Origin of the sequence: Furfurilactobacillus entadae (assembly GCF_045862745.1) — a bacterium.
GTDB lineage: Bacteria > Bacillota > Bacilli > Lactobacillales > Lactobacillaceae > Furfurilactobacillus > Furfurilactobacillus entadae.
Genome location: NZ_BQXN01000021.1, coordinates 1 through 19,964, shown reverse-complemented (window position 1 = coordinate 19,964; position 19,964 = coordinate 1). Strand labels below are relative to the sequence as shown.

The following is a 19,964-nucleotide window of genomic DNA, read 5'->3' as shown; positions in this document are numbered from 1 at the left end:
TGTATAATATAGGTAATACAGTAGAGGAGGTCTGCGGTTTTCCGCAAAATTCTATGGATTACAATAACATGAACAATCAGCAGGATGGTCAGGGACAAGGGCCACAGCAACCGTCAAATAAACCGGCGGGGGGCTTGTGGAAAGTTGCGCTCGTGAGCTTAGTTGCCGGATTGATCGGTGGTGGAATCGCATTTGCCGGTGCCACGGCAGTGAACCATAATAGCGCGGGGGGCGACACCTCATATAAGAACGGGACGACAAAGGTTGCTAACGTGACCGTGAAGAGCAATTCGGATGCGACCAAGGCGTTTAGTAAGGTCAAGGGCGCGGTGGTTTCCGTGGTCAACATGCAAAAGCAGTCGTCAAGTAGCGATAGTAGCGGGTTGTACGGAATTTTTGGTGGCGGCTCATCGTCGAATTCCACGAATAGTAATTCAAGCTCATCCAGTAACAGCGCGTTGGAAACGGCCAGCGAGGGTTCTGGGGTCGTTTATAAGAAGTCTGGAAACGACGCGTACATTGTGACAAATAACCATGTGGTGTCTGGGTCTAGTGCCCTAGAAATCATTTTGAGCAACGGAAAGAAGATCAGTGGAAAGTTAGTTGGTTCCGATGCAACAACTGACTTGGCTGTGATCCGGGTTGACGCAAAAAATATTTCAACGGTTGCTGAATTTGGCGACTCAACGGCAATTCAGGCGGGTCAATCAGTCTTGGCCATTGGCTCACCATTGGGTTCTCAATACGCGACATCAGTGACGGAAGGGATTATTTCGGCAACGAAGCGGACGGTTCCAGTGGAAGATGATTCTGGTAACCAAACGAGTGACGCAACGGTTATCCAAACGGATGCTGCGATCAACCCCGGGAACTCAGGTGGTGCGCTGATTAATTTAAACGGTCAGGTTATTGGGATTAATTCCATGAAACTGGCCTCCTCGTCATCGGGGACGTCTGTTGAAGGGATCGGGTTTGCGATTCCGTCAAACGAAGTGGTTTCAATCATTAACCAGCTGATCACCAATGGGAAGGTCGTTCGCCCTGCACTTGGCGTTGGCTTAGTGGACCTTTCAAACGTGGACAGTAGTAGTCAGACGGACACCCTAAAACTGCCAAGTAGCGTTACCGGTGGTGTGGTGCTGATGAAGGTTTACAGTGGTTCGGCTGCTGAGAAGTCCGGTTTGAAGAAGTACGATGTCATTACCGAACTGGATGGTCAAAAGGTGACCTCACAGGCTGACTTACGCGACGTCTTGTACAAGCACAAGATTGGCGATAAGGTCTCTGTGAAGTATTACCGTGATGGTGAGGTTAAGGACGGAACGATTACGTTGAGTGGAAGTACAACGGATCTGTCGAAGTCGTCAACATCGTCATCAAGCACGACGAATAACTAGTAAAATTTGAAAACGCGTCGCTGGTCAAATGGCCAGCGACGCGTTTTTTGTGCATTTTCGTGGTTCTTTTAACAGCAACACTGCAATTAACCACGAAAAGTGGCATTATTGGAGAGGAAATCTAACAGATTGTGGGATTTCCCCACGTTCCGTGGTGCGATTTAACGCGCTTTATGCAAAAAAAGGCGGCGGTATTCATCATCATTACCTCATTTAGCAAGTGGCCGTTTAGCAAAAAGCCTGGTAGAACACGGTAGTTAACTGGTAAGCTATTGAAAAGCCGAATATTATTCTGACAAGATCGGGTAAAACGGAAATGTTAGCGCCGTCATGAATGAATAAACCGAACAAAGACCGATGCAAAAAATAAAGTGGTTCGCACCAAAAAAAGCAATAGGAAAATTGTTTTGCACAGCGGTGGAAAACTCTGTGGATAACTGTGAATAACCTTGATTTAGGATGCAAAATGCCGAAAAATAAGGATTTGTTATCGGGGGAAAAAGTTATCCACAGGAGAGAAAAGCGGTGTGGATAACTCGCGTTTTTTTAGAATGTTCGGGCAATAAAAGCCTTTAAACAAAGGATTATAAAGAATGTGTTCGGTTTTGAACCGCCTGTGCAAAACTGTGTAAAACTTTTATTCATGGTTAAAAAACGGTCTGTTATAAAATGTGAACAACTGAGGCCACAGAATGACCAAATTAAGCGAACAATAAGTGTTGTCGAACGATTTTTGGGAAAATAACGGAGGATTGATTACGTGAACATCAAAATTATCGGTGTTGGGAAATTAAAGGAAAAGTATTTTAAGCAAGGAATCGAAGAATACGCGAAACGGCTGTCTAAATTCTGTAAGTTCGAAATCGTCGAGGTGCCAGATGAGAAGGCCCCCGAATCATTAAGTGATGCAGAAATGATCACGGTTATTGGAAAAGAAGGTGGTCGGATTCTTGACCACATCAAGGATAAGGAATACGTCTATGCGTTAGCTATTCTAGGGAAGGAACGGACTTCTGAACAACTAGCTAAAGAGATCGCCGATTTGGGCACATACGGGCACTCTGACGTGACGTTTGTGATTGGGGGCTCACTAGGATTGGCCCCCGAAGTCTTAAAGCGTGCTGATGCGCAGATTTCGTTTGGTCGTTTTACACTGCCACACCAATTAATGCGGTTGGTGCTGACGGAACAGATCTACCGGTCATTTATGATCAATGCGGGGACGCCGTATCATAAGTGATGAGGGAGTTTCCTTAAATTGTCCTTGAAACAGCGGCAAAATGTAACTCGATATGAAAAGGCATCCAATTTTTTATTGGATGCCTTTTTTTATGCATGTAGGAGGTTGTTATGGTCTTTTTTCAGAAACAAAATGAACGTTTTCAACATGGAAGAATAGACTCTACAATGTAGTTTTCACATTTCTCGCCGCAGATAGGGCTTCAAAACTGTTCGGGCCTTTTCAACGTTATATTTGTGCTTGTTTAAGGAAATCAGGTTGCCATGATCATCAAAGAAGCGGCCAGTTAGACCATGATACTGTGCTAGTGTTGCTAACTGTGCGGCAATTGGAAGGGCCGTCTTACCAAGCGTCTTTGTCCAGGATGAAAGGTTTGACTGGATGTCACCGGGGAACAGTGCGTTAACCGCAATGCCCAGTGGCTGTAATTCAGTTGCCAAAAGCATGACTAACAGTGTTTTGTGAGTGAGTAGCCACAGGCCGCGATCCACTAAAGTAAATTGGTGTTCGTAAATAGGCCCCCGTTGAATGGCGAGTGGCATGCCGGTGATGATGAAAACACGGGCATCGGGTGACTGTTTAAGCACCGGTGTCAGGTTCTGAGTGAACCAATAATGACTTTGTAAATTGAGCGAAATGTTTTCGGCGGTCGTTTTGGGAATATTGCCAGCACAGTTAAAAAGAACGTCTAGCTGCGGATGATCATGCATAAATGCGGTTGCAAGACGGTTATTATCAGTTTGATCTGCCAGATCACCCAAGAGGTATGAAACGTCAGCTTGCGGTAAGTATTCCTGAAGTTCCTGAGCGGCTTGCTGTGCCTTGCTTTCATTTCGGCCAACGATGGTCAGATCGATGGGTGAGTCATTGAAACTTTTAGCAATTGCTTTACCAACGCCGGAGGTTCCCCCGGTAATTAAAACCACTTTTTTTGTCATTTTAAATGTCAGCCCCTTATTTTGCGTGGTTATCTAAAACTTGTCATCTGTCAGTGTCATAATAGACAAAAAGAAAGTAACGGCAAAGTGTCAATTTTATGATTGTGGACAAGGCTGGACATAATCGTAAAATTGTCCAAGGAGAGTGAATGATGAAAGAAATTGGTCAAACAATGACACGGGGCAAACAGCGCGTTTTAAACGATTTTTCCAAGACGTTAGGGGCCGCCATTGCACAACAATCATTTGAATTAATCACGGTTAATTCTCTGTGTAAGGCGGCAAATTATCCGCGATCGACATTCTATAATTATTTTGATGATAAATATGATTTATTAAGATACTGTTTCTCACTAGTGATTGCTGAGGTTAAATTAGACGAACTGGTTGTCGGACATGATGATCAATTTCTAGTCCAGGCCTTTGACCGGTTATACACGCTGACAGATGCGCACAGCGACTACGTGAAGCGGGTACTCCACCATAATCAAACCGGCGATTTACAAGTCAACTTTACGACGTATGCGCGCCAGAAGGCCCAGAAAGAGTTGACGGGAAAGCTTAATGTGGGGACAACGATCCCAACAGAATTAGTGATTAGCCACTGTGTTTCAACATTATTAATGGTGTTGGAGTGGACGTTTGTTAAACAACATAAAACGGATCAGGCAACTGCAAGAGCCATTTTGCTGAAACTATACGGGAGTGGCGAGTTGCGACAAGCCCTGGATAAGCTGTGAGGATTAACCCGACAAAATAAAACCACGGTTTCAACAACTGCATCGTTGCTGGAACCGTGGTTTTTAGAAATCTGCTGGTGTTAAATTGGCCAACCCGGCCAGCCATTGCCGGTTATCATCGGTGCTAACGGGTGGCTTAGCGGGCGCCAGTGCTGTCACTTTTTGCCATTCAATGGCGGTTTTGTCCGCGTTGAGAAAACTCACTTGCAGCTGAGCGACTTGCTCGTTGTTGATTTGTGCCAAACGGTCTTGATTGCCACCGGTCATTTGCAAGAGGGTGTTCACGGCTAGTTGTTGGCTTAACAGGGTCACCCATTGTTCGGGTGAAAGAGCGTCGGTAAACAACAAGCGGGTTGCTAATGGGACTGTGGGCCCCTCTTTTTGAAGAAACGACTGCCAGCGTTCAAACTGTTGGTTAACGATGGCATAGAATTGCCAGGGAACCTGCTGGTTAAACTGTTGCAACGTTTCACCAGTAATAATGGATAATGACCAGGGAGATTGGTGGCTTTGTGCTTGTTCAAGCCAGGCCCGAAGAAATTGTTGCATGGTTGTTTCCGTCAATTTTGGTTGACGATTCGTCAGGTGCCAACGAACAAGTAAAAAATCGCTCAATTGGTCATCGGAAACAACGCGTGATCCCTTATTGGCAATGTGCTGGCGTAAACTTTGGAGTTTCTTTTGCTGACTAACCTTTGCGTATTTTCCCTGCTTAACCATGACGTGCTCCTTGCGTTCAGTGTTTATGGGTCACATTATACCCGTTTTGCGGGGTTAACGTTGGCGTGAGTGATGACGTTCCCGGTGGTGCGCCTCGTGGTAGGCTGCGGTTTGTTGGGTTGCCTCTGGAAATTGACGACGGGCTCGCAGCCAGACAAGGCCGCGTTGAATCAATAGTGTAAGCCCTAGATAAAGCATTAGCGTGGCGTCACTGCCTTGCCAAGCACGATCCGATAATAAGTGAAGGGCAATTCCAACGATCCATAAAACAACGGTTAACCAGTTTCCTTGGCGCATGACCAGACCGTCATCGTTGACCCACAGGCGGTATGATAATGTTCGCAGCCAGCCAAACAGCCCGGCACTGACAAGGGCACCAGGACGAACCACTTTGTCCCTGATGTCAGCGTGATTTGGTGATGGTTAAACGCATCAGCGACGGAAGCGGCGCCAAAGAGAATGAGAAAGACGTACGTTGTTAAATTTAGTTTGATGAGCCGCGGTTCTAGTTGGCGCCGAAGAACGGCATAAAGAACAAAGAGGGCAAGAACGATATTTGTTAGATCAACGTTTTGCATGAGTGAGGACCCTTCAGGATTTATTTACGACATTGAAGTATAGACGCTGGCGAGGAAAAAGCAATGCCTAAGTTAACGCAAAAAGCGGCAGCTGTTTACGGAAGAATCCGCAAATAGCTGCTGCTTTTTGAATGTTTCACGTGAAACTAAGCGAGTGCAGAAGGGGCCTGCAATTGTGGCCCCTTACCTTGCCGAGCAAGAACCCAATCATCAATGTTCCATTCTTCGGTTGCCCGCCGCCACTGATTAAAGTCCCAAAGTGATTCGCGTTCAACTTCGACAATTTCGTTATTAGGCCCAATGGAGACCCAGTTGTACGAACCGTTCCTGTGTGAAAATTTGACCCAAAGAATCGGTGTCGTAATCAACGTTCCGGCGTCATTGGTAAACGTGCGGGTCTCTTTGTCGATACGCATGTAACTTAGCCCAGTGGCATAGGTCGGATCAACTGACTGAAAGACCTGTTCTGCAATCTTTACGGCCTCATGCGAGCTGGGAAGGGGCCCATCAGCTTCAAAACTAAAGTTGTTGTAACTGATAAAGCGGTTGTCGGCACCGAATACAACCGTAATGTGCGGGTTGTTATAAACGATGGCACCAGCTTTTTGATAGCGAACCACACTGACCTGCTCACCATTGCGTGGTTCCGTTTCACGGCTAACCTCAACAAAGTCATCTGGAATAATCAAATTTTGGTTTTCGTGACCGTTAATCATCATAAATTTTGACATGTTTAGTCCTCCTAATTTGATGCATCGCGAGTGGTTGGCGCAACCGTGTTGTTGTCAAGGTGACGATCGCGTAGAAGAAGAATGGCGCCAGCAGATAACAGGAGCATGACGCCTAAAAGATAGGCAGTTCGTTGTGCCGCGATAATGTTAGCGGCGGGCTGTCCAAGGGCAGTCATAATTTTGTGGCCGCTGGTGATCGATAAATGAACGTAAAAGGTGACGGTTGAGAGTGTTGTTCCTAAGACAAGGCCAAATTCACGCATCAGTGAGTTCATGGACCCAGCCATGCCACGGCTTTCTTTGGGAACACTTTGCATAATCAACGTGTTGTTTGGTGTCCCAAAGCCAGCCGTTCCAATGGCGATTAGTGTGGAGAGGATGATGAATGTAACGGGTTCGTGTGTTCCGTTACTAACGACTAGTCCAAGCTCTGCCACGATGAGAATGAGCATCCCAACGCGCATAACGTGTGTCCGGTTATAACGATCCGTTAAGATCCCGGCAATTGGATTGGCGATTAGTGCAACAATCGGCGATGCCATAAGCAGCAAGCCACTGAGTTGACTAGAGTCTTTAAGGACCAGTTGCAGGTAGATGGGTGCTAAAAGGGTAAAGAAGTACCCGACAACAAAGCTAATGAGCGCTGTGATGAGGTTTCGTGAAAATACATGGTTATGCAGTAATTGAAGGTTGAGCAACGGTCGGGGCGCCACTTTTTCATGACGGACAAAGGTGGCAAGAACAATCCCGAATGCAATCAGTGAAATCGCGGCCCCAAGTGGGTTAGACAGGACAATACTGGACGTGATAAAAAAGGCAATGGCCATGAGACTTAATTGACCAACACCGAGCCAGTCAACGTTTGGGCGGTGAATCCGGTGAGGCCGTGGGAAGATGAACCATTCAGCCAGCAAACAAAGTAGGCCAAGTGGGAGATTGATCCAGAAAATGTAGCCCCAAGGTAGGTACCCTAAGATGAGCCCCCCAAGACCAGGGCCAGCCAGTGATCCCAACGAGATAAATAGGGACTCAATCCCCAAAGCCCGCCCAAGATACTGCGGGGGAAACGTGTCGGTGACAATGGCGTAACTATTAGCCATTGTCATGCTGGCTCCAATGGCTTGAATAAACCGCCCACAGAGCACAAACGGGAGGTTGAGACCAAATCCCGAGAGGGCAGAACCAATAATGAAGAGCACAGTGCCGCCCTCAAAGACAAGTGGCCGGCCGATTTGATCGCCAAGTTGGCCGAAAAAGAGGAGAAGCGCGCTAATTGTGATGAGGTAAATACCAATAATCATTGTTGCTGCGTTTGTTGATACGGCCAAATCACGTGAGATTGTTGGAATGGCAATGCTGACGATGGTTCCATCAACGATCACCATGAAGAAAAATAAACCAAGTAGACTTAGAATGAGCCAACGTTTAAGCAAGTGATCATCATCTCCTTTTCAATGAAGCACCATCAAGGAGCCAGAAAATTCAGCAGGCCTGTTCAACGGTTAACGGTCGGCGTCCTCATCTAGTTCACGTTCCAACCGCCGAATCTGGTGATTGAGGTCGTCAATGGCGTCGTTAACTTCATCAAGCGTTAATCCGTCAGCACTGTAACCCTTATAGTAAGCAGTGACGTAATCATTATCTTCAAGACGCTGTAAGCGGTCGCGAAGTTGGCCGAGAAGCGTGACGTCGTAATCGTACTTATCCTCGTTTAACATAATGAAGCCTCCTGTCTCAAACGCGTGTGTAACTTAATCTAAATTTGCGGATGTTTGCTCAAGAAACGCCTTAACGACATTAATTTCATCAGCTGGAATATCAGTGAGAAACTGTTTATTGACGCGGAGAACGACCGCTTTAATTTTTGGAACCAAGATCTTTCCTTGGAGGGTTAAGCTAATGTTCCATGAACGCCGATCGTCGGTTGAACGTTCTTTGACCACCAAGCCAAGGGCAACTAACTGGTCTAAACGTCGGGTGACATTGCTGGGGCTCAAGTAAATTTTACGGAAAAGCTGGTCCTGAGTGAGCGTCCGTTCTTGGTCGATCTTTAGCAAAAAATAGTAGTTGCTAGAGGTTAGGTGAAGCGGTGCCAGTTGTTCATCAAGCAACCCTTGAAGTTTACGGGAAACGATGTTTAATGATGCGATGATTTTATCTGATCTAGGTGTAATGAGTGACATCCCCTTAAGGTTTAGATTGATTATATTATATACACGTTATTTTATTTGCGCAAGCAAATAAGCGATAAAATTTCAATTATTTTTTCGCAAATAGGAAAGTGTGAGCTACCCTAGGTCACTAAAGTGCAATCCATAGCTTATCCTAGCGTATTCTGCATGAGTGCGCTTTTAAATTTGGTTCAGAGTGGCGTACAATCACGGTAAGCACGTTATTTCACAAGAAAAGGAAGCGCTGGTCAATGAAGATTGAAGAAGGTTACATGCCGTTTCACGGGTATCAAACGTATTATCGAATCGTGGGCGAGCCGAACCCGAATAAGGCCCCACTCTTGTTGATTCATGGTGGTCCAGGGTCATCGCACAACTACTTTGAATTGCTGGATGACTACGCTAAGACGGGGCGGCAGCTGATCATGTATGACCAAGTCGGCTGCGGAAAATCATCGCTCCCAGAGGATGAGTCCGTTTATGTGAAGGAAACGTGGGCTGAAGAACTGATCGCGCTTCGGAAATATCTTCATTTGGACCAGATTCACATGCTAGGCCAGTCGTGGGGCGGAATGCTTGAAATGCTGTACCTGACGCACTGCGACCAAACGGGTGTGAAGAGTGTGATGATCGATGGTTCACCAGCGTCCATCAAGCTGTGGACAAAAGAGCAGCACCGGCTGATCTCTTATTTGAGTTATGAGGATCGTGAGGCCATTGCCGAAGCTGAGCGCACCGGTGACTTTTCTGGGCCAAAGTATCTGGCCGCCAACGACCGTTACATGGAACGCTACTGTTGGGATGACCCAGATGAAAACTCACCGGAACCACTGCGGCGGCCAACCAACGGGAAACGCGCCAGTCTGATTGCGGAGGGACCCAATGAGTTTACCGAAAACGGCACAATTAGTGACTTTGAACTGACCGATGACTTAAAGAACATTCACGTGCCAGTATTGGTTACCAACGGAACGGACGATCTATGTACACCACTGATTGCCAAGTCTGTTTATGACCACATTCCGGGGGCTAAGTGGCATCTATTTGGGAACAGTCGCCATCTGGCGTTGTTGGACCAACACGATGAGTTTATTCGTGTGCTGGATCAGTGGTTGAAAGAAAACGACTAACTAAACGGCTCTAATATTATCTAGACGTGGTGAGAGACCTTTCTTAGAAAGACAGTTTAATAGGCAACCTAAAAAAGGTGTTACTGAGTCAGTCCAAACCGACTCAGTAACACCTTTTTCGACTATTTAATATCCAAGTTACCGCTTTTTTCCGCCGCCTACGATCAGTGACGCGACAAACGCCACGATGGCAAGGCTAATTGACCAGCCCACGATGCCATGGGGAACGTTGTAGGCGTAGATTGGTGAGATGGACCAAATGTTATGTTGATAAACGGCAACACCGAAGCGAACGGCCGCGATGATCAAGAAAATGATTGAGGTGATGATTAACGGTTTCCGCCACATAAGCAAACACACTCCTTCTGAAGTTGGTCATTAATGGTGCTTATTTTCCGTTTTCGTACAAGTCGACTAAACGGTGCCGCAACGCGTCGTCATACGCGGTTAAGTACATACCGTACTTTCCCCGTTTCATGAGCACGTTAAGGACATTGGCGATGAAAACTTTATATTCGTCGTTAGTAAACTTGATGTCCTTGCGCTTTTTGAACACTTCTTTATGGGAATATTTCTCGGGTAAGATCGTCATGGTGTCGGTTTTTTCATCGTAACCAAACGAGGGGCCGATGACCATGCCGACGTAGTTTAGGTCGAAGCCTTGCAGGGTGTAAATGGTTCCGACCTGGGTGAGGGAACCTTCACGTTTAGCCCAGTGGGTCCGTTGTGGGTCCCATTCGTCCCACGGTAAACTGAAGGAATCCATCTCGACGTTGTGCCGACCGTCAATGCGTGGGAAACCGGAAGTCGCAACCATCCGACTCATCCCAACCTCTTTATTGCGCTTTTTGATGGTTTCAAACATCTCCCCAGCGGTATCAAAGACTTTAAACTCAAAGTCGCTGTTATCTGGGAATGGTTTCATTGGCTTTTCTTCCGTGAGATCGTCCATCCAGGCCACCTGCTCATCGCTGGCAACCATCCGGTACTGAAAGTTCATGTCAAACTGTTTGTACGGGTGGCTCCCGATGGTGTCGAAAAGGAGCTTTTTATCCCAGTACATCTTTGATTGGAAAACTTGGTCGAAATCGTAAACGACCACAACGACCTTAGCGAGGGCCATCAAATCGGTGAGCTGGTTTTGACCGCGGTAATGCGCGTAGGGTTCTGACTTGGAATACAATAGGTGCGCTTCATCAACAAAGATGATGTCGTACTTTTTATGGTTCTTTTGTGCGTCGTTAATCAGCGCAGTTGGGCGCCGAATGGCGTTGACGTTCATGTTAGGGATTGATTCAGCAATGTCCTGGTAAGCCTTGTACAGCTCTGGGTGGTTAACGACGAGGGCCGTTTTGTAGCGGTGGTCCGTCATGTACTGGCGCACCAGTTCCATGAGAACGACAGACTTCCCGGTGCCAGCTGCCCCCTGAATAATGGCAACGGATGAAGGGGTGTGCTTGAGACCCTGGCTAATGTAATCGTTGATGTTTGTGATCACAGCCTTTTGGTCATCGGACAGGTCATCGACAAAAAACTGGGCCTTTAAAATTTCATTCATGAATAAACTCCTAATTGGTGCGCATTTTGTTGTAGTAATAGGAAAAGTATAGCAGGTAAACGGAAAATAAATTAACAGGTATAAAAGTTATTTGGGAAGGACTTGGTATTGAACGGGTTCGTAATAAAGTTTATCTTTCTCAGAAAAGGGACCATTAATAGTGTAGTGAGACCATTCATTATCTTTGTTTTTGAAAATTCGAACTATTGAGTACTTATCTTTCTTTTCTTTGGCAACGTTTATCTCATTTTTTGACATAAAGAGGGGTGTTTTAATATCTCCAGTAGTAGCCTTTACCTCAATAAAATGTTCGGTAATTTTGTTGTCAGTTAGTCTGTAAGATTTAATGTCGTAACCGGCACCATCCCCCAGTTCTACTGAAGTGTGCTCAACTTTTTTAGATTGTAATTCAGGAATGGAAGCTAAACGGGTTTGCTCGGCTTCGACCACTAATTGTTCAGAATGTAATCCTAGACTTGTGTTTTTTGTTGGCGTTTATTGTAATCGATATGAGTGAATTTTTTGGAAGTGGTTTTTGGAAGAGAAAAATCAATTTTTGATACTAGTACTTCTGTACCTAGATTGAGATTGTTTAAATCGTCATGTTTATCTTGGGCATTAAGTAGGTTTGAACCTTCGAAATTACTTTTAATGATATGGTCATTACATACATCGTAAGCGGTGGTTATCATGGTCCGTAATTCTAAGAAAACTGTATTCATTTGATAAAGATCGTTGAGTAATTGGTTGTTAGTAAGCTGCGTTAAGTCCTCTAAACTGTAATAACGACTATAGATATTACCGAGTTCGTATCCTCTTGGTAAGTCCGTGTTACTCTTGGAAGAAGTTAAGGAAATATTTTCCGTTGTAAATAGTGAACCATTATTTTCAGTTATTGTGTGCAGCTGCTTTTGCCAATATCGGCTTACGAGTCGAATATTTGTATTACGGTCAGGTGCTTTATATTTTTCTTTGAAGTCTGTATAACCCTGATTTAAGGACAGGTAAACACCTGATAAATCACTTTTAAATAAGTATACAAGGTAATATCCACGTTGAGCTGAAATTGATATTTCTTTATCAAAAATGCCCATCCATGGTACGGTTGCCCATCTTCCTTGGCCTGAAGACCCTTTTATAGAGTATTTTTCTTGTGGAAAGATTGCCTCAGAAATTGTTGTTTTTGCTTTTGCTGAAATATATTCGGATAAGGGATTATCCTTATAATTATTTTTAATTTCGTTTTTATAATTTTCAAGAATATGAAGTAGGTATTCTTTTAAGGTGACCATAGACTGCAATTTCCTTTTTAATTAATATTTTAATCGTAACACTTTCGCCTATGAAAGCGTGTTTGCCCGATAATTATTCTTTAAAGGAAGAGTCACTAAATTAATATGTTTATTTAGAAAGTTAGCAAATTTAAAAGTGGTGTCATTCAGAATATGAATGGCACCACTTTTAAATGTTTCAGCATGTCCTATTCTTGTTGCGCCATGATTGCTGGTAAAACAACCGTGTCCACTAACTCCGTGATGTAGGTGAGCGACAGCCCGTCCTGATTCACCATGGCTTGATAAAGAAGCATGTTAAACGGCAGTAATTTAACGGTCTCTGTGACGGGAGTGCTGATTTCACCATCCGCTATTGCCTGATGAAGCATGCCGTTCATGATCGTTAATTGCTGCTGATGGAGATCGTTAAAGTACTGGTTGACGACAGGGTTATCCTTTCCCAATTCGATGAGGACGGCACGCATAAACGGACGGGTGCTGTCGAAGTGGGCAAGACTATTGATGATGTTTTCTCGTAATGAGTGCCCAGAAAAATCAATGTCCTCAAATGAATCAACGTCCTGATCGTCAAAGTAGTCCTCAGCGTCAAGGAGGAGTTCAAACGGTGTCTGCCACCGCCGGTATAAAACAGGGCGGCCAACGCCAGATTGACGAGCGACATTATTGAAGGTGACGTTTTCGTAGCCCTCGTTTTCTAAAATTGCCGTTGTCGTTTTAAAAATTGTCTCGGTGAGTTCCCGGTTAGTCTTCCGCGGGGCTCTTTTTTTTTCGGTCATGGTGCGCCTCACTTATGAGTTTAATTGGGTTAAGTATAGCATTGCTGAACCACAATTTTCATTTTTAGAAACAAAATGTAATTAAAATGGTTGATTTATTTAAAAATACGTGTATTCTGTGAAATATAGATACAACGTGTTACTAAAAACGTTGAACGGACAATTCACAAAGGAGTGATGAGCATGCTATCAATTATGCAAACTAACTTTAACGGCATCGATGGGCTTGAACTTCGGCAACAATCTGTTCCTGAGGTAACACCAGCCAGTGTGATGATCGCAATGGATGTTTTACCGGTGGTCCCAACCGATTGGAAACGGGAGTCTGATCCGCACGCAACGCACGAACAGTTGGCGGCGTTACCACGGGTCATTGGAATCGGTGGCGTTGGTCGCATCGTGGAAGTTGGTGCTGACCGTGACCAGGCCTTGCTGGATCGGCGGGTGTTAGTGATGAATCCGGCGGGCTCTTACAGCCAGTACGTGAGCTCGACAAACCCTGATTTTATCTTTCCACTACCAGAAACTGTCGATAATAAAAGTGCGGCGGCACTAACGGCTGGCCCAGGAACCGCGCTGCGGTTACTGACTGAAATCAAGCAAAGTCAGGCAACAAACATCGTGATCACTGGTGCTAACTCAGTTATTGGGCTGTACTTGCTCCAGATGCTTCATGATGAAGCGCGGCCGGTATGGCCGATTGTTTCAGAAGCCAGCACGGCCTACTTTAATAAACAATTACCAGACGTGACGGCCTATACGACGGAAACGTTACCAGCATTATCTGGACGTTGTTTAATCATCGACATTGCGGGGAGCACGGCATTATTGAACCAGCTATTGATGCAATTACCAGAAGCCGAAATTGTTTCCATTGCGCTACAACAATTTTCAACCGCAGGCGCCTTCAAGTTTGTTCACGAAGACTTTGATGCAGCGGTATACCGGCACTTTATTGATCAGTTGGCGACCGGCGAATTGGTGGCACCGATTGATCGTGTTTTTCCAGTAACTGAGATCAAGACCGCTCAACACTATGCTAAAGAAGCACACAGCCGTGGCCGCGTGCTGGCACAATTCAATCTTACGGAGGACTAATTATGACTCATTTTAAAACACTATTTAACCTAAACTGCTTTTCAGAAGATGCGGCCGCCCGTGCACTTGCGGCTGAACAACTGCAACAACAATATAACTGCGAAATCAACTGTGTTCAGGTGGATGAAAGCGTCCAGTTTGCACACAACGGAAAGGGCTGCACGATCGCAGCCGCTAAACTATCTGCGGGCGTTGTGATCTTTCAAAACGTCACGATCGGTGCTAACCAGACCTACAATAAGGCGACCCAACGGTGGGAGAACCTTGGCAGTCCCGTTCTCGGGAAGAACGTGGTTGTTGCTGACGGCGCCAAGGTTGTTGGCCCCATCATCGTGGGTGATGATTCGCTGATTGGTGCTGGTGCAATCATCACAAAGGATGTGCCGGCTAACAGTATTGCTTACGGCGTTAACAAGTTTAAACCCCGTGACGTTGATCACGCACCGGTGTTCTATAAGGACATGCCAAACGGCGAGGACATCGTTGCAGCTTGCAATGACGTGATTGCCCGGTACGAAGCAACAACCAAATAAGTGATGTTAAAAGTGCCACCCGTTGTTTCATGTGAAACAACGGGTGGCACTTTTTGTGATTAATCAAGTAGCTGATGGGTGATGTACATCACTTTAGCAACATTAGACGCACTATATTTTTTAGGTAAGGTAATTTGTCTCATGTGTTCCTCGAATAGTACCCCGCTAACGCGATTGATTTGTGGCGCTATCATCAACCGCGCGCCAATCTCAGTATTTTTAGCTGATAATTTTGCGAGTAAACGGCCCATTATCCGGGTGACAGGTGAAGTGGTGTCACCGAAATGTGATTCAGGAACGCTCCCGGGATGAAAGAGGTTAAAGGTCACGTTTGTATGTGAAAAACGGTCGGCAAACCACAGAGTGGCCAAAATTCGGGCACTTAGTGTTTCACTGAGGACCCGGCTCGCTTTATAGGGCGTCCGTGGCGTTAGCGTTGGCAGCATAACGGGTGCTAAACGGATGATGGCAGGCAACGCTGCCACCGTAATAACCCGTCCTTGAGGGGCTGCTATTAGGAGATCAAGAAGGCCGGTTGTTAATTGGTAGGATGCCGTGTAGTTTAGGGCGAGATTTTGGTCAAGCCCATCGGCAGTTTTAACGAGGTGTGGAGAAACGCCACCGGCCGCGTTGACGAGGCCGTCTAGGTGATCAAAATGATTATGACAGGTTTCGATGAGTTGATTGACGCTATCTTGTGAGGTCAGGTCGGCAACCAAGACCTCAACGTTTGAATGTCCAAACGTCGCGGCGGTTTTGAGACCACACTGTCGATCACGACTGACTAAAACAACGTGAACACCGCGGCGTGCGAGATCTTTTGCCGTTTGGCGACCGACGCCAGAAGTGCCGCCGGTGACCAAAACCGTTAATGGTTGATTATTGAGAGACATGTTGGTTAACTCCATTCATGAAAAAGAATGGGATAACCGTACACTATCGAGTTAACTCCATAGCAAGTTTATGGTATATTGCACATTATGACAGAGACTTATTTAAGCAAGGTGGCTGCTGAACAAACGGGCCTAAGCATTGACACGTTGCGTTTTTATGAGAAGCAGGGGTTAGTCACGCCCATTAAACGTGATCAATATGGTTATCGGCAGTACACAAAACAAGATATTGAATGGTTAAAATTGGTTGGCTATCTGCGGCAGTTAGGGGTGTCGATCGTTGAAATGCACCAGTTTATTGACGCAAACGGTGGGTTGTCAACGACGTATCATGAACGGCGCCTGTTTATGGAAAAATATCAGACAGAAGTGAACGACAAAATTGCGGCCCTTCAGGAAGTCAGTCGCACGTTGGACGTTAAGATCGAGTTGCTCAAAGAAATTGAGTAGGTCAAACGAACGGGAGGATCTTCATTTGAAACACATTGTTGCCGGAATTGTGGCCCACGTGGACGCGGGAAAGACGACGTTATCAGAGGCGATGCTGTACCAGACGGGAACGGTTAGAACGTTAGGGCGTGTCGACAATGGCGATGCCTTTTTAGACCCGGATGCACTTGAAAAGAAGCGGGGCATCACGATTTTTTCTCATCAAGCTCAGGTTCAGTTTGACGACCTCGAATTGACGTTGTTGGACACACCGGGTCACGTCGATTTTGCCGCCCAAATGGAACAAATTTTACCGGTCTTAGACTACGCAATTTTGGTGGTTTCGGCGCCGGATGGGGTGCAAGGATATACGCAAACGTTGTGGCAGTTGTTGCAACATTATGACGTACCCACGGTGATCTTTGTGAACAAGATGGATGCCGTGGGTGTGGAGAAAAACGCCCTAATTGACCAGCTTCAAACGACCCTGAGCGATGGCTGTGTGCCGTTTGATTGGACGGGGGCGCTTCCTGAAGAAACGGCAGAAGCCATCGCGATGCAGGATGAACCGGCTCTTGATGAATTAATGACAACCGGTGTGCTCGCAGATAAAACGATCCAACGTCTCATCCGGCAACGGGATGTCTTTCCGTGTTACTTTGGTGCGGGGTTAAAAATGACCGGTGTGCCAGAACTATTAGCTGGATTGAACCGGTGGACGGTTGAAACACCAGTGGAGGCCGAATTTGGTGCGCGTGTTTTCAAGATTTCACATAACGACCGGAACGATCGGTTAACGTGGGTTCGCGTCACGGGTGGTTCATTAGCGACAAAGGCAACCGTTTTACCGGACCAAAAGGCGGATCAACTGCTCGTTTATAACGGGGCCAAGAGTACCATGGTCCCTGAGCTAACGGCAGGACGTGTGGGGGCCATCGTTGGGTTGAACGACACTTATCCAGGTCAAGGTTTAGGAACAACACCAGACAGCCCCACGGCAGTTCTACAACCTGTTTTGGACTACGCAGTTCAACTGGATGGACAAGATGCCCATCCGTACCTTACGGCGTTGCGCCAACTAGAAGATGAGGACCCACAATTGCACGTGACGTGGGCTGAACAGGTTCAAGAGATTCGGGTCCAACTCATGGGGCCGATTCAGCTGGAAGTTCTTCAGGAACAACTGCGACTACGCTTTGGACTGACCGTTAATTTTGGTGAAGGGAGCATTCTTTACCGTGAAACGCTGACCCAACCAGTTGAAGGGGTGGGTCACTTTGAACCGCTCCGGCATTATGCGGAAGTTCACCTATTAATGGCGCCAGGAGAACCAGGAAGTGGGCTGACGTTTGCGACGGACTGCCCGGTGGATGTGCTGGGTAAAAACTGGCAACACCAGGTTTTAACGAGCCTTGATGCGAAGGAACATCGTGGCGTGCTTGTCGGGGCGCCACTAACAGACGTGAAGATCACGCTAATCAATGGGCGGGCAAGTACCGTTCACTCAGTCGGTGGTGATTTTCGTGAGGCCACCTGGCGTGCAGTTCGCCAAGGCTTAATGATGAAACGCGCGACGGGAGGTAATCAGTTACTTGAACCGTGGTACCATTTTCGACTAACGGTGAACCAGGACAATGTTGGGCGCGCCATGAATGACATTCAGCGAATGAACGGGACGTTTACAACGCCTGAAACGGTGGGTGAACAAACGCTCCTAACGGGGACCGCTCCGGTTGCAACCATGCAGGATTACGCCAGAGACGTGCAGTCCTATACGCATGGGACGGGGCAACTCGACTGTGTTGTTGCCGGGTACCGACCGTGTCATAACGCGCAAGAAGTCATCGAGGCTGCTGATTATCAGCCGGTAAGTGACCTAGATAACACGCCGGATTCAGTGTTCTGTGCGCATGGCGCTGGCTACCCGGTCGCCTGGGATCAGGTACCAACCGCCGCCCACGTTGGGTATCGCACAGTGCGTTAATGAAGGAAGACAAATGTTGTTGCGGAGGATTCTTGCGCAACAAAGTGGTAGTTTGACCAAGAAAATTGTTTAAGATCGTCCAATTGGGTGATCTTGTTTTCTGCAAGGAAGCGCACCATCTCACCCCGAGCCATTTTTGCAAACGTGGCCCGGGTTTTTATTTTGCCATCAACCACATGGCCAAAACGAATGTCGATGATGGGTTCGGTTGGCTGTAAGTGGCGGCGGATGACCTTGCTGTACTCCTGTGACGCAAGGTTAATGATGGGTTCGTCGTGTAATTGCAGGGCCTGCTTGGGTTTTGCACCCCAGAAGTCGTATAAATTCGGGTGTTCGTTTACAGGTAGGGCCGCTTGCATTTCTAAACGGTAAGGGACAATGCCGTCAAACGGCCTGAGCGCACCGTAGAAGCCCGAAAGGATCCGGAGATGTTCTTGGACGTAATCCAGTGCAGACGCCGTGAAAACGCCGGGGGCCATGTGCTGGTACTGAATGCCAGAGTAAGCGAGGATTGCTGGGGTCAACTGGTCAGTTAAAGTGGTACGTTGAAGCTGTTGGTAAGCTTGTTGTGCTAACCGATCGCTACAGTGCCACAGTTCGTGGAGCTCTGGATAGCTCATGTGTTGCAGTGTGGCGAGGAGCTGAGTTGTTTCTGGTAATAGTTGTGGTCGTGATGCGACGTCAAAACTGTCGGTATCAACGGTCATTTTTTTAGCGGGTGAGATAATAAGTTTCACGTGAAACCTCCGTTTGAACCCATAATGGGCGCTGGCTTACCTCAATTTAAATGAGGAATAAAGCCACTAGTGAGCAAAATGAAAATCGTGTTATCACAGTAACATTAATCCGTGGTGGGATGAAGGTTTTGCAAGGGCAATTTATCCGTGAATAATGCCGATTGTGGTATGATTTTACTAGTAAAAATAAAACTAAACGAAATGATGAGGATGACAACATGTCAACTGTGATTGACTTTAAAACGGTGTCAACAAGCGGCTTAGAAAGTTCAGCGGTTCCTGATGCATTAGCTGGTTTACGGGCAAATGAAGCACGGTACTTTTGGAATAAGTATAAACTGACGTTTGAAACGGAACCTGCTAGTGAACGAGCAGATCTCGTGCAGCGTGTTGCCACCATTTTGAGTGAACGTGACATTGTGCTGCCATATAAGCCACTAGAGGTCGCTGATTTTGTTGTTGAGAGAACCCGGTGGACCTATGTATTCTATGAAAATGGCTTGTCTGTGAACGTTTTATATAGTCTTGATGCCGACGGTAAACGGGCGGTTGGTTTTAAATTGTCAGATGGAATGGATGTTCCAGAAGAATTAGCCACCAAGTTTAAGTTCGCTCACCAGAAATCGAAGTTAGCAGGGGTTATCCGCGGATCATACTTCGTTGTTAAGGGAACTTACGATGACTAAATACCGGGCGGGGGTATAGTGAAATGTAGATTATATACCCCTGGGCGGTATTTGAAAGGTGATTAGATCGCCGAAACGACGGAAGCTGACGTGATTTAGTGACATGCACAGCTTTATCATGTAGTTTTAATGTTTTTGGAATGACGGTAAGGTCCTGTTTGTCACTTAGGGACAGAAACAGCGAGTAAAAGGGACGCAACCCTGGCGTAATTGAATGACGTTTACCCAAAAAGTTGGAACTAAATAGTTTTGTTAATTAGGCAGTTAATTGCCGCTCGAAATCGAGTGGTGATTGACCGCCTAATTTTATTTGAATTCGATTTTGATTGT

The 19,964-nt window shown here is 46.3% G+C and carries 24 protein-coding genes; 9 read left to right on the top strand and 15 right to left on the bottom strand.

What is annotated here, in order from left to right; translation table 11 throughout:
- The first annotated feature begins 53 nt into the window (after positions 1 to 53).
- Positions 54 to 1,397 carry a S1C family serine protease gene (locus tag ACKTR5_RS08920; protein WP_407880911.1) on the top strand — a complete coding sequence of 448 codons (1,344 nt, stop codon included), beginning with the start codon at positions 54 to 56 and terminating at the stop codon, positions 1,395 to 1,397.
- Between the two features lie 760 nt (positions 1,398 to 2,157).
- Positions 2,158 to 2,637: a 23S rRNA (pseudouridine(1915)-N(3))-methyltransferase RlmH gene (gene rlmH, locus ACKTR5_RS08915; RefSeq protein ID WP_407880910.1), complete on the top strand. Its 480-nt coding sequence runs from the start codon at positions 2,158 to 2,160 to the stop codon at positions 2,635 to 2,637.
- A gap of 176 nt (positions 2,638 to 2,813) precedes the next feature.
- Here rlmH and ACKTR5_RS08910 read toward each other — a convergent pair whose 3' ends face one another.
- Positions 2,814 to 3,575 (bottom strand): SDR family NAD(P)-dependent oxidoreductase, encoded by a 762-nt coding sequence (locus ACKTR5_RS08910; RefSeq protein WP_407880909.1) that lies wholly within the window; start codon positions 3,573 to 3,575, stop codon positions 2,814 to 2,816.
- Between the two features lie 149 nt (positions 3,576 to 3,724).
- On the opposite strand from ACKTR5_RS08910, the gene ACKTR5_RS08905 reads away from it, so the two are divergent.
- Entirely contained in the window at positions 3,725 to 4,315 is a 591-nt protein-coding gene (locus ACKTR5_RS08905) for a TetR/AcrR family transcriptional regulator (RefSeq protein WP_407880908.1), read from the top strand.
- 63 nt (positions 4,316 to 4,378) lie between these two features.
- On the opposite strand, the gene ACKTR5_RS08900 is transcribed toward ACKTR5_RS08905, so the two are convergent.
- The 7 genes from ACKTR5_RS08900 to ACKTR5_RS08870 all read right to left on the bottom strand — a co-directional run bounded on the left by ACKTR5_RS08900 (position 4,379) and on the right by ACKTR5_RS08870 (position 8,527).
- Positions 4,379 to 5,035, bottom strand: a complete 657-nt coding sequence (locus tag ACKTR5_RS08900) for a hypothetical protein (protein WP_407880907.1) — start codon at positions 5,033 to 5,035, stop codon at positions 4,379 to 4,381.
- 54 nt (positions 5,036 to 5,089) lie between these two features.
- On the bottom strand, positions 5,090 to 5,332 hold the full coding sequence (locus ACKTR5_RS08895) for a hypothetical protein (RefSeq protein WP_407880906.1): 243 nt from the start codon (positions 5,330 to 5,332) through the stop codon (positions 5,090 to 5,092).
- On the bottom strand, positions 5,311 to 5,613 hold the full coding sequence (locus ACKTR5_RS08890) for a hypothetical protein (RefSeq protein ID WP_407880904.1): 303 nt from the start codon (positions 5,611 to 5,613) through the stop codon (positions 5,311 to 5,313). The genes ACKTR5_RS08895 and ACKTR5_RS08890 overlap by 22 nt, the downstream gene beginning before the upstream one ends.
- 146 nt (positions 5,614 to 5,759) lie before the next feature.
- Positions 5,760 to 6,344 (bottom strand): hypothetical protein, encoded by a 585-nt coding sequence (locus ACKTR5_RS08885; protein ID WP_407880903.1) that lies wholly within the window; start codon positions 6,342 to 6,344, stop codon positions 5,760 to 5,762.
- Between the two features lie 11 nt (positions 6,345 to 6,355).
- On the bottom strand, positions 6,356 to 7,777 hold the full coding sequence (locus tag ACKTR5_RS08880) for an MFS transporter (protein WP_407880901.1): 1,422 nt from the start codon (positions 7,775 to 7,777) through the stop codon (positions 6,356 to 6,358).
- Between the two features lie 69 nt (positions 7,778 to 7,846).
- Positions 7,847 to 8,062: a hypothetical protein gene (locus ACKTR5_RS08875; RefSeq protein WP_407880899.1), complete on the bottom strand. Its 216-nt coding sequence runs from the start codon at positions 8,060 to 8,062 to the stop codon at positions 7,847 to 7,849.
- Positions 8,063 to 8,095: 33 nt separating this feature from the next.
- Positions 8,096 to 8,527 carry a MarR family winged helix-turn-helix transcriptional regulator gene (locus tag ACKTR5_RS08870; protein WP_407880898.1) on the bottom strand — a complete coding sequence of 144 codons (432 nt, stop codon included), beginning with the start codon at positions 8,525 to 8,527 and terminating at the stop codon, positions 8,096 to 8,098.
- A 239-nt stretch (positions 8,528 to 8,766) separates the two neighbouring features.
- Between ACKTR5_RS08870 and pepI the strand changes: the two genes are divergently transcribed.
- A complete protein-coding gene (pepI, locus tag ACKTR5_RS08865) occupies positions 8,767 to 9,645 on the top strand; it encodes a proline iminopeptidase (RefSeq protein WP_407880896.1) in 879 nt (292 codons plus the stop codon).
- 138 nt (positions 9,646 to 9,783) lie between these two features.
- Here the strand turns inward: pepI and ACKTR5_RS08860 are convergent, their stop codons facing one another.
- The 5 genes from ACKTR5_RS08860 to ACKTR5_RS08840 all read right to left on the bottom strand — a co-directional run bounded on the left by ACKTR5_RS08860 (position 9,784) and on the right by ACKTR5_RS08840 (position 13,274).
- On the bottom strand, positions 9,784 to 9,993 hold the full coding sequence (locus tag ACKTR5_RS08860; RefSeq protein ID WP_407880894.1) for a hypothetical protein: 210 nt from the start codon (positions 9,991 to 9,993) through the stop codon (positions 9,784 to 9,786).
- Between the two features lie 40 nt (positions 9,994 to 10,033).
- Positions 10,034 to 11,203, bottom strand: coding sequence for a DUF2075 domain-containing protein (locus tag ACKTR5_RS08855; RefSeq protein WP_407880892.1), 1,170 nt, complete (start codon positions 11,201 to 11,203; stop codon positions 10,034 to 10,036).
- Positions 11,204 to 11,290: 87 nt separating this feature from the next.
- On the bottom strand, positions 11,291 to 11,653 hold the full coding sequence (locus ACKTR5_RS08850) for a DUF3883 domain-containing protein (protein WP_407880891.1): 363 nt from the start codon (positions 11,651 to 11,653) through the stop codon (positions 11,291 to 11,293).
- 20 nt (positions 11,654 to 11,673) lie between these two features.
- A complete protein-coding gene (locus ACKTR5_RS08845; RefSeq protein WP_407880889.1) occupies positions 11,674 to 12,495 on the bottom strand; it encodes an MrcB family domain-containing protein in 822 nt (273 codons plus the stop codon).
- A gap of 188 nt (positions 12,496 to 12,683) precedes the next feature.
- Positions 12,684 to 13,274 carry a TetR/AcrR family transcriptional regulator gene (locus tag ACKTR5_RS08840; protein ID WP_407880887.1) on the bottom strand — a complete coding sequence of 197 codons (591 nt, stop codon included), beginning with the start codon at positions 13,272 to 13,274 and terminating at the stop codon, positions 12,684 to 12,686.
- A gap of 183 nt (positions 13,275 to 13,457) precedes the next feature.
- Here ACKTR5_RS08840 and ACKTR5_RS08835 point away from each other — a divergent pair, with 183 nt between their 5' ends.
- Together ACKTR5_RS08835 and ACKTR5_RS08830 are read left to right on the top strand one after the other, a co-directional pair.
- Positions 13,458 to 14,372 carry a zinc-binding alcohol dehydrogenase family protein gene (locus tag ACKTR5_RS08835; RefSeq protein ID WP_407880886.1) on the top strand — a complete coding sequence of 305 codons (915 nt, stop codon included), beginning with the start codon at positions 13,458 to 13,460 and terminating at the stop codon, positions 14,370 to 14,372.
- 2 nt (positions 14,373 to 14,374) lie between these two features.
- Positions 14,375 to 14,905, top strand: coding sequence for an LbetaH domain-containing protein (locus ACKTR5_RS08830; protein ID WP_407880884.1), 531 nt, complete (start codon positions 14,375 to 14,377; stop codon positions 14,903 to 14,905).
- A gap of 59 nt (positions 14,906 to 14,964) precedes the next feature.
- On the opposite strand, the gene ACKTR5_RS08825 is transcribed toward ACKTR5_RS08830, so the two are convergent.
- Positions 14,965 to 15,798: an SDR family NAD(P)-dependent oxidoreductase gene (locus ACKTR5_RS08825; protein WP_407880882.1), complete on the bottom strand. Its 834-nt coding sequence runs from the start codon at positions 15,796 to 15,798 to the stop codon at positions 14,965 to 14,967.
- An 87-nt stretch (positions 15,799 to 15,885) separates the two neighbouring features.
- Between ACKTR5_RS08825 and ACKTR5_RS08820 the strand changes: the two genes are divergently transcribed.
- Positions 15,886 to 16,248: a MerR family transcriptional regulator gene (locus ACKTR5_RS08820; RefSeq protein WP_407880880.1), complete on the top strand. Its 363-nt coding sequence runs from the start codon at positions 15,886 to 15,888 to the stop codon at positions 16,246 to 16,248.
- 25 nt (positions 16,249 to 16,273) lie between these two features.
- Positions 16,274 to 18,211 (top strand): GTP-binding protein, encoded by a 1,938-nt coding sequence (locus tag ACKTR5_RS08815; RefSeq protein ID WP_407880878.1) that lies wholly within the window; start codon positions 16,274 to 16,276, stop codon positions 18,209 to 18,211.
- Here ACKTR5_RS08815 and yaaA read toward each other — a convergent pair.
- On the bottom strand, positions 18,208 to 18,948 hold the full coding sequence (gene yaaA, locus ACKTR5_RS08810) for a peroxide stress protein YaaA (protein ID WP_407880876.1): 741 nt from the start codon (positions 18,946 to 18,948) through the stop codon (positions 18,208 to 18,210). The two genes, ACKTR5_RS08815 and yaaA, sit on opposite strands and share 4 nt — an antisense overlap.
- Positions 18,949 to 19,166: 218 nt before the next feature.
- On the opposite strand from yaaA, the gene ACKTR5_RS08805 reads away from it, so the two are divergent.
- Complete coding sequence (locus ACKTR5_RS08805; RefSeq protein ID WP_407880874.1) at positions 19,167 to 19,634, top strand: phage tail protein; 468 nt, start codon at positions 19,167 to 19,169, stop codon at positions 19,632 to 19,634.
- Positions 19,635 to 19,964 lie beyond the last annotated feature (330 nt).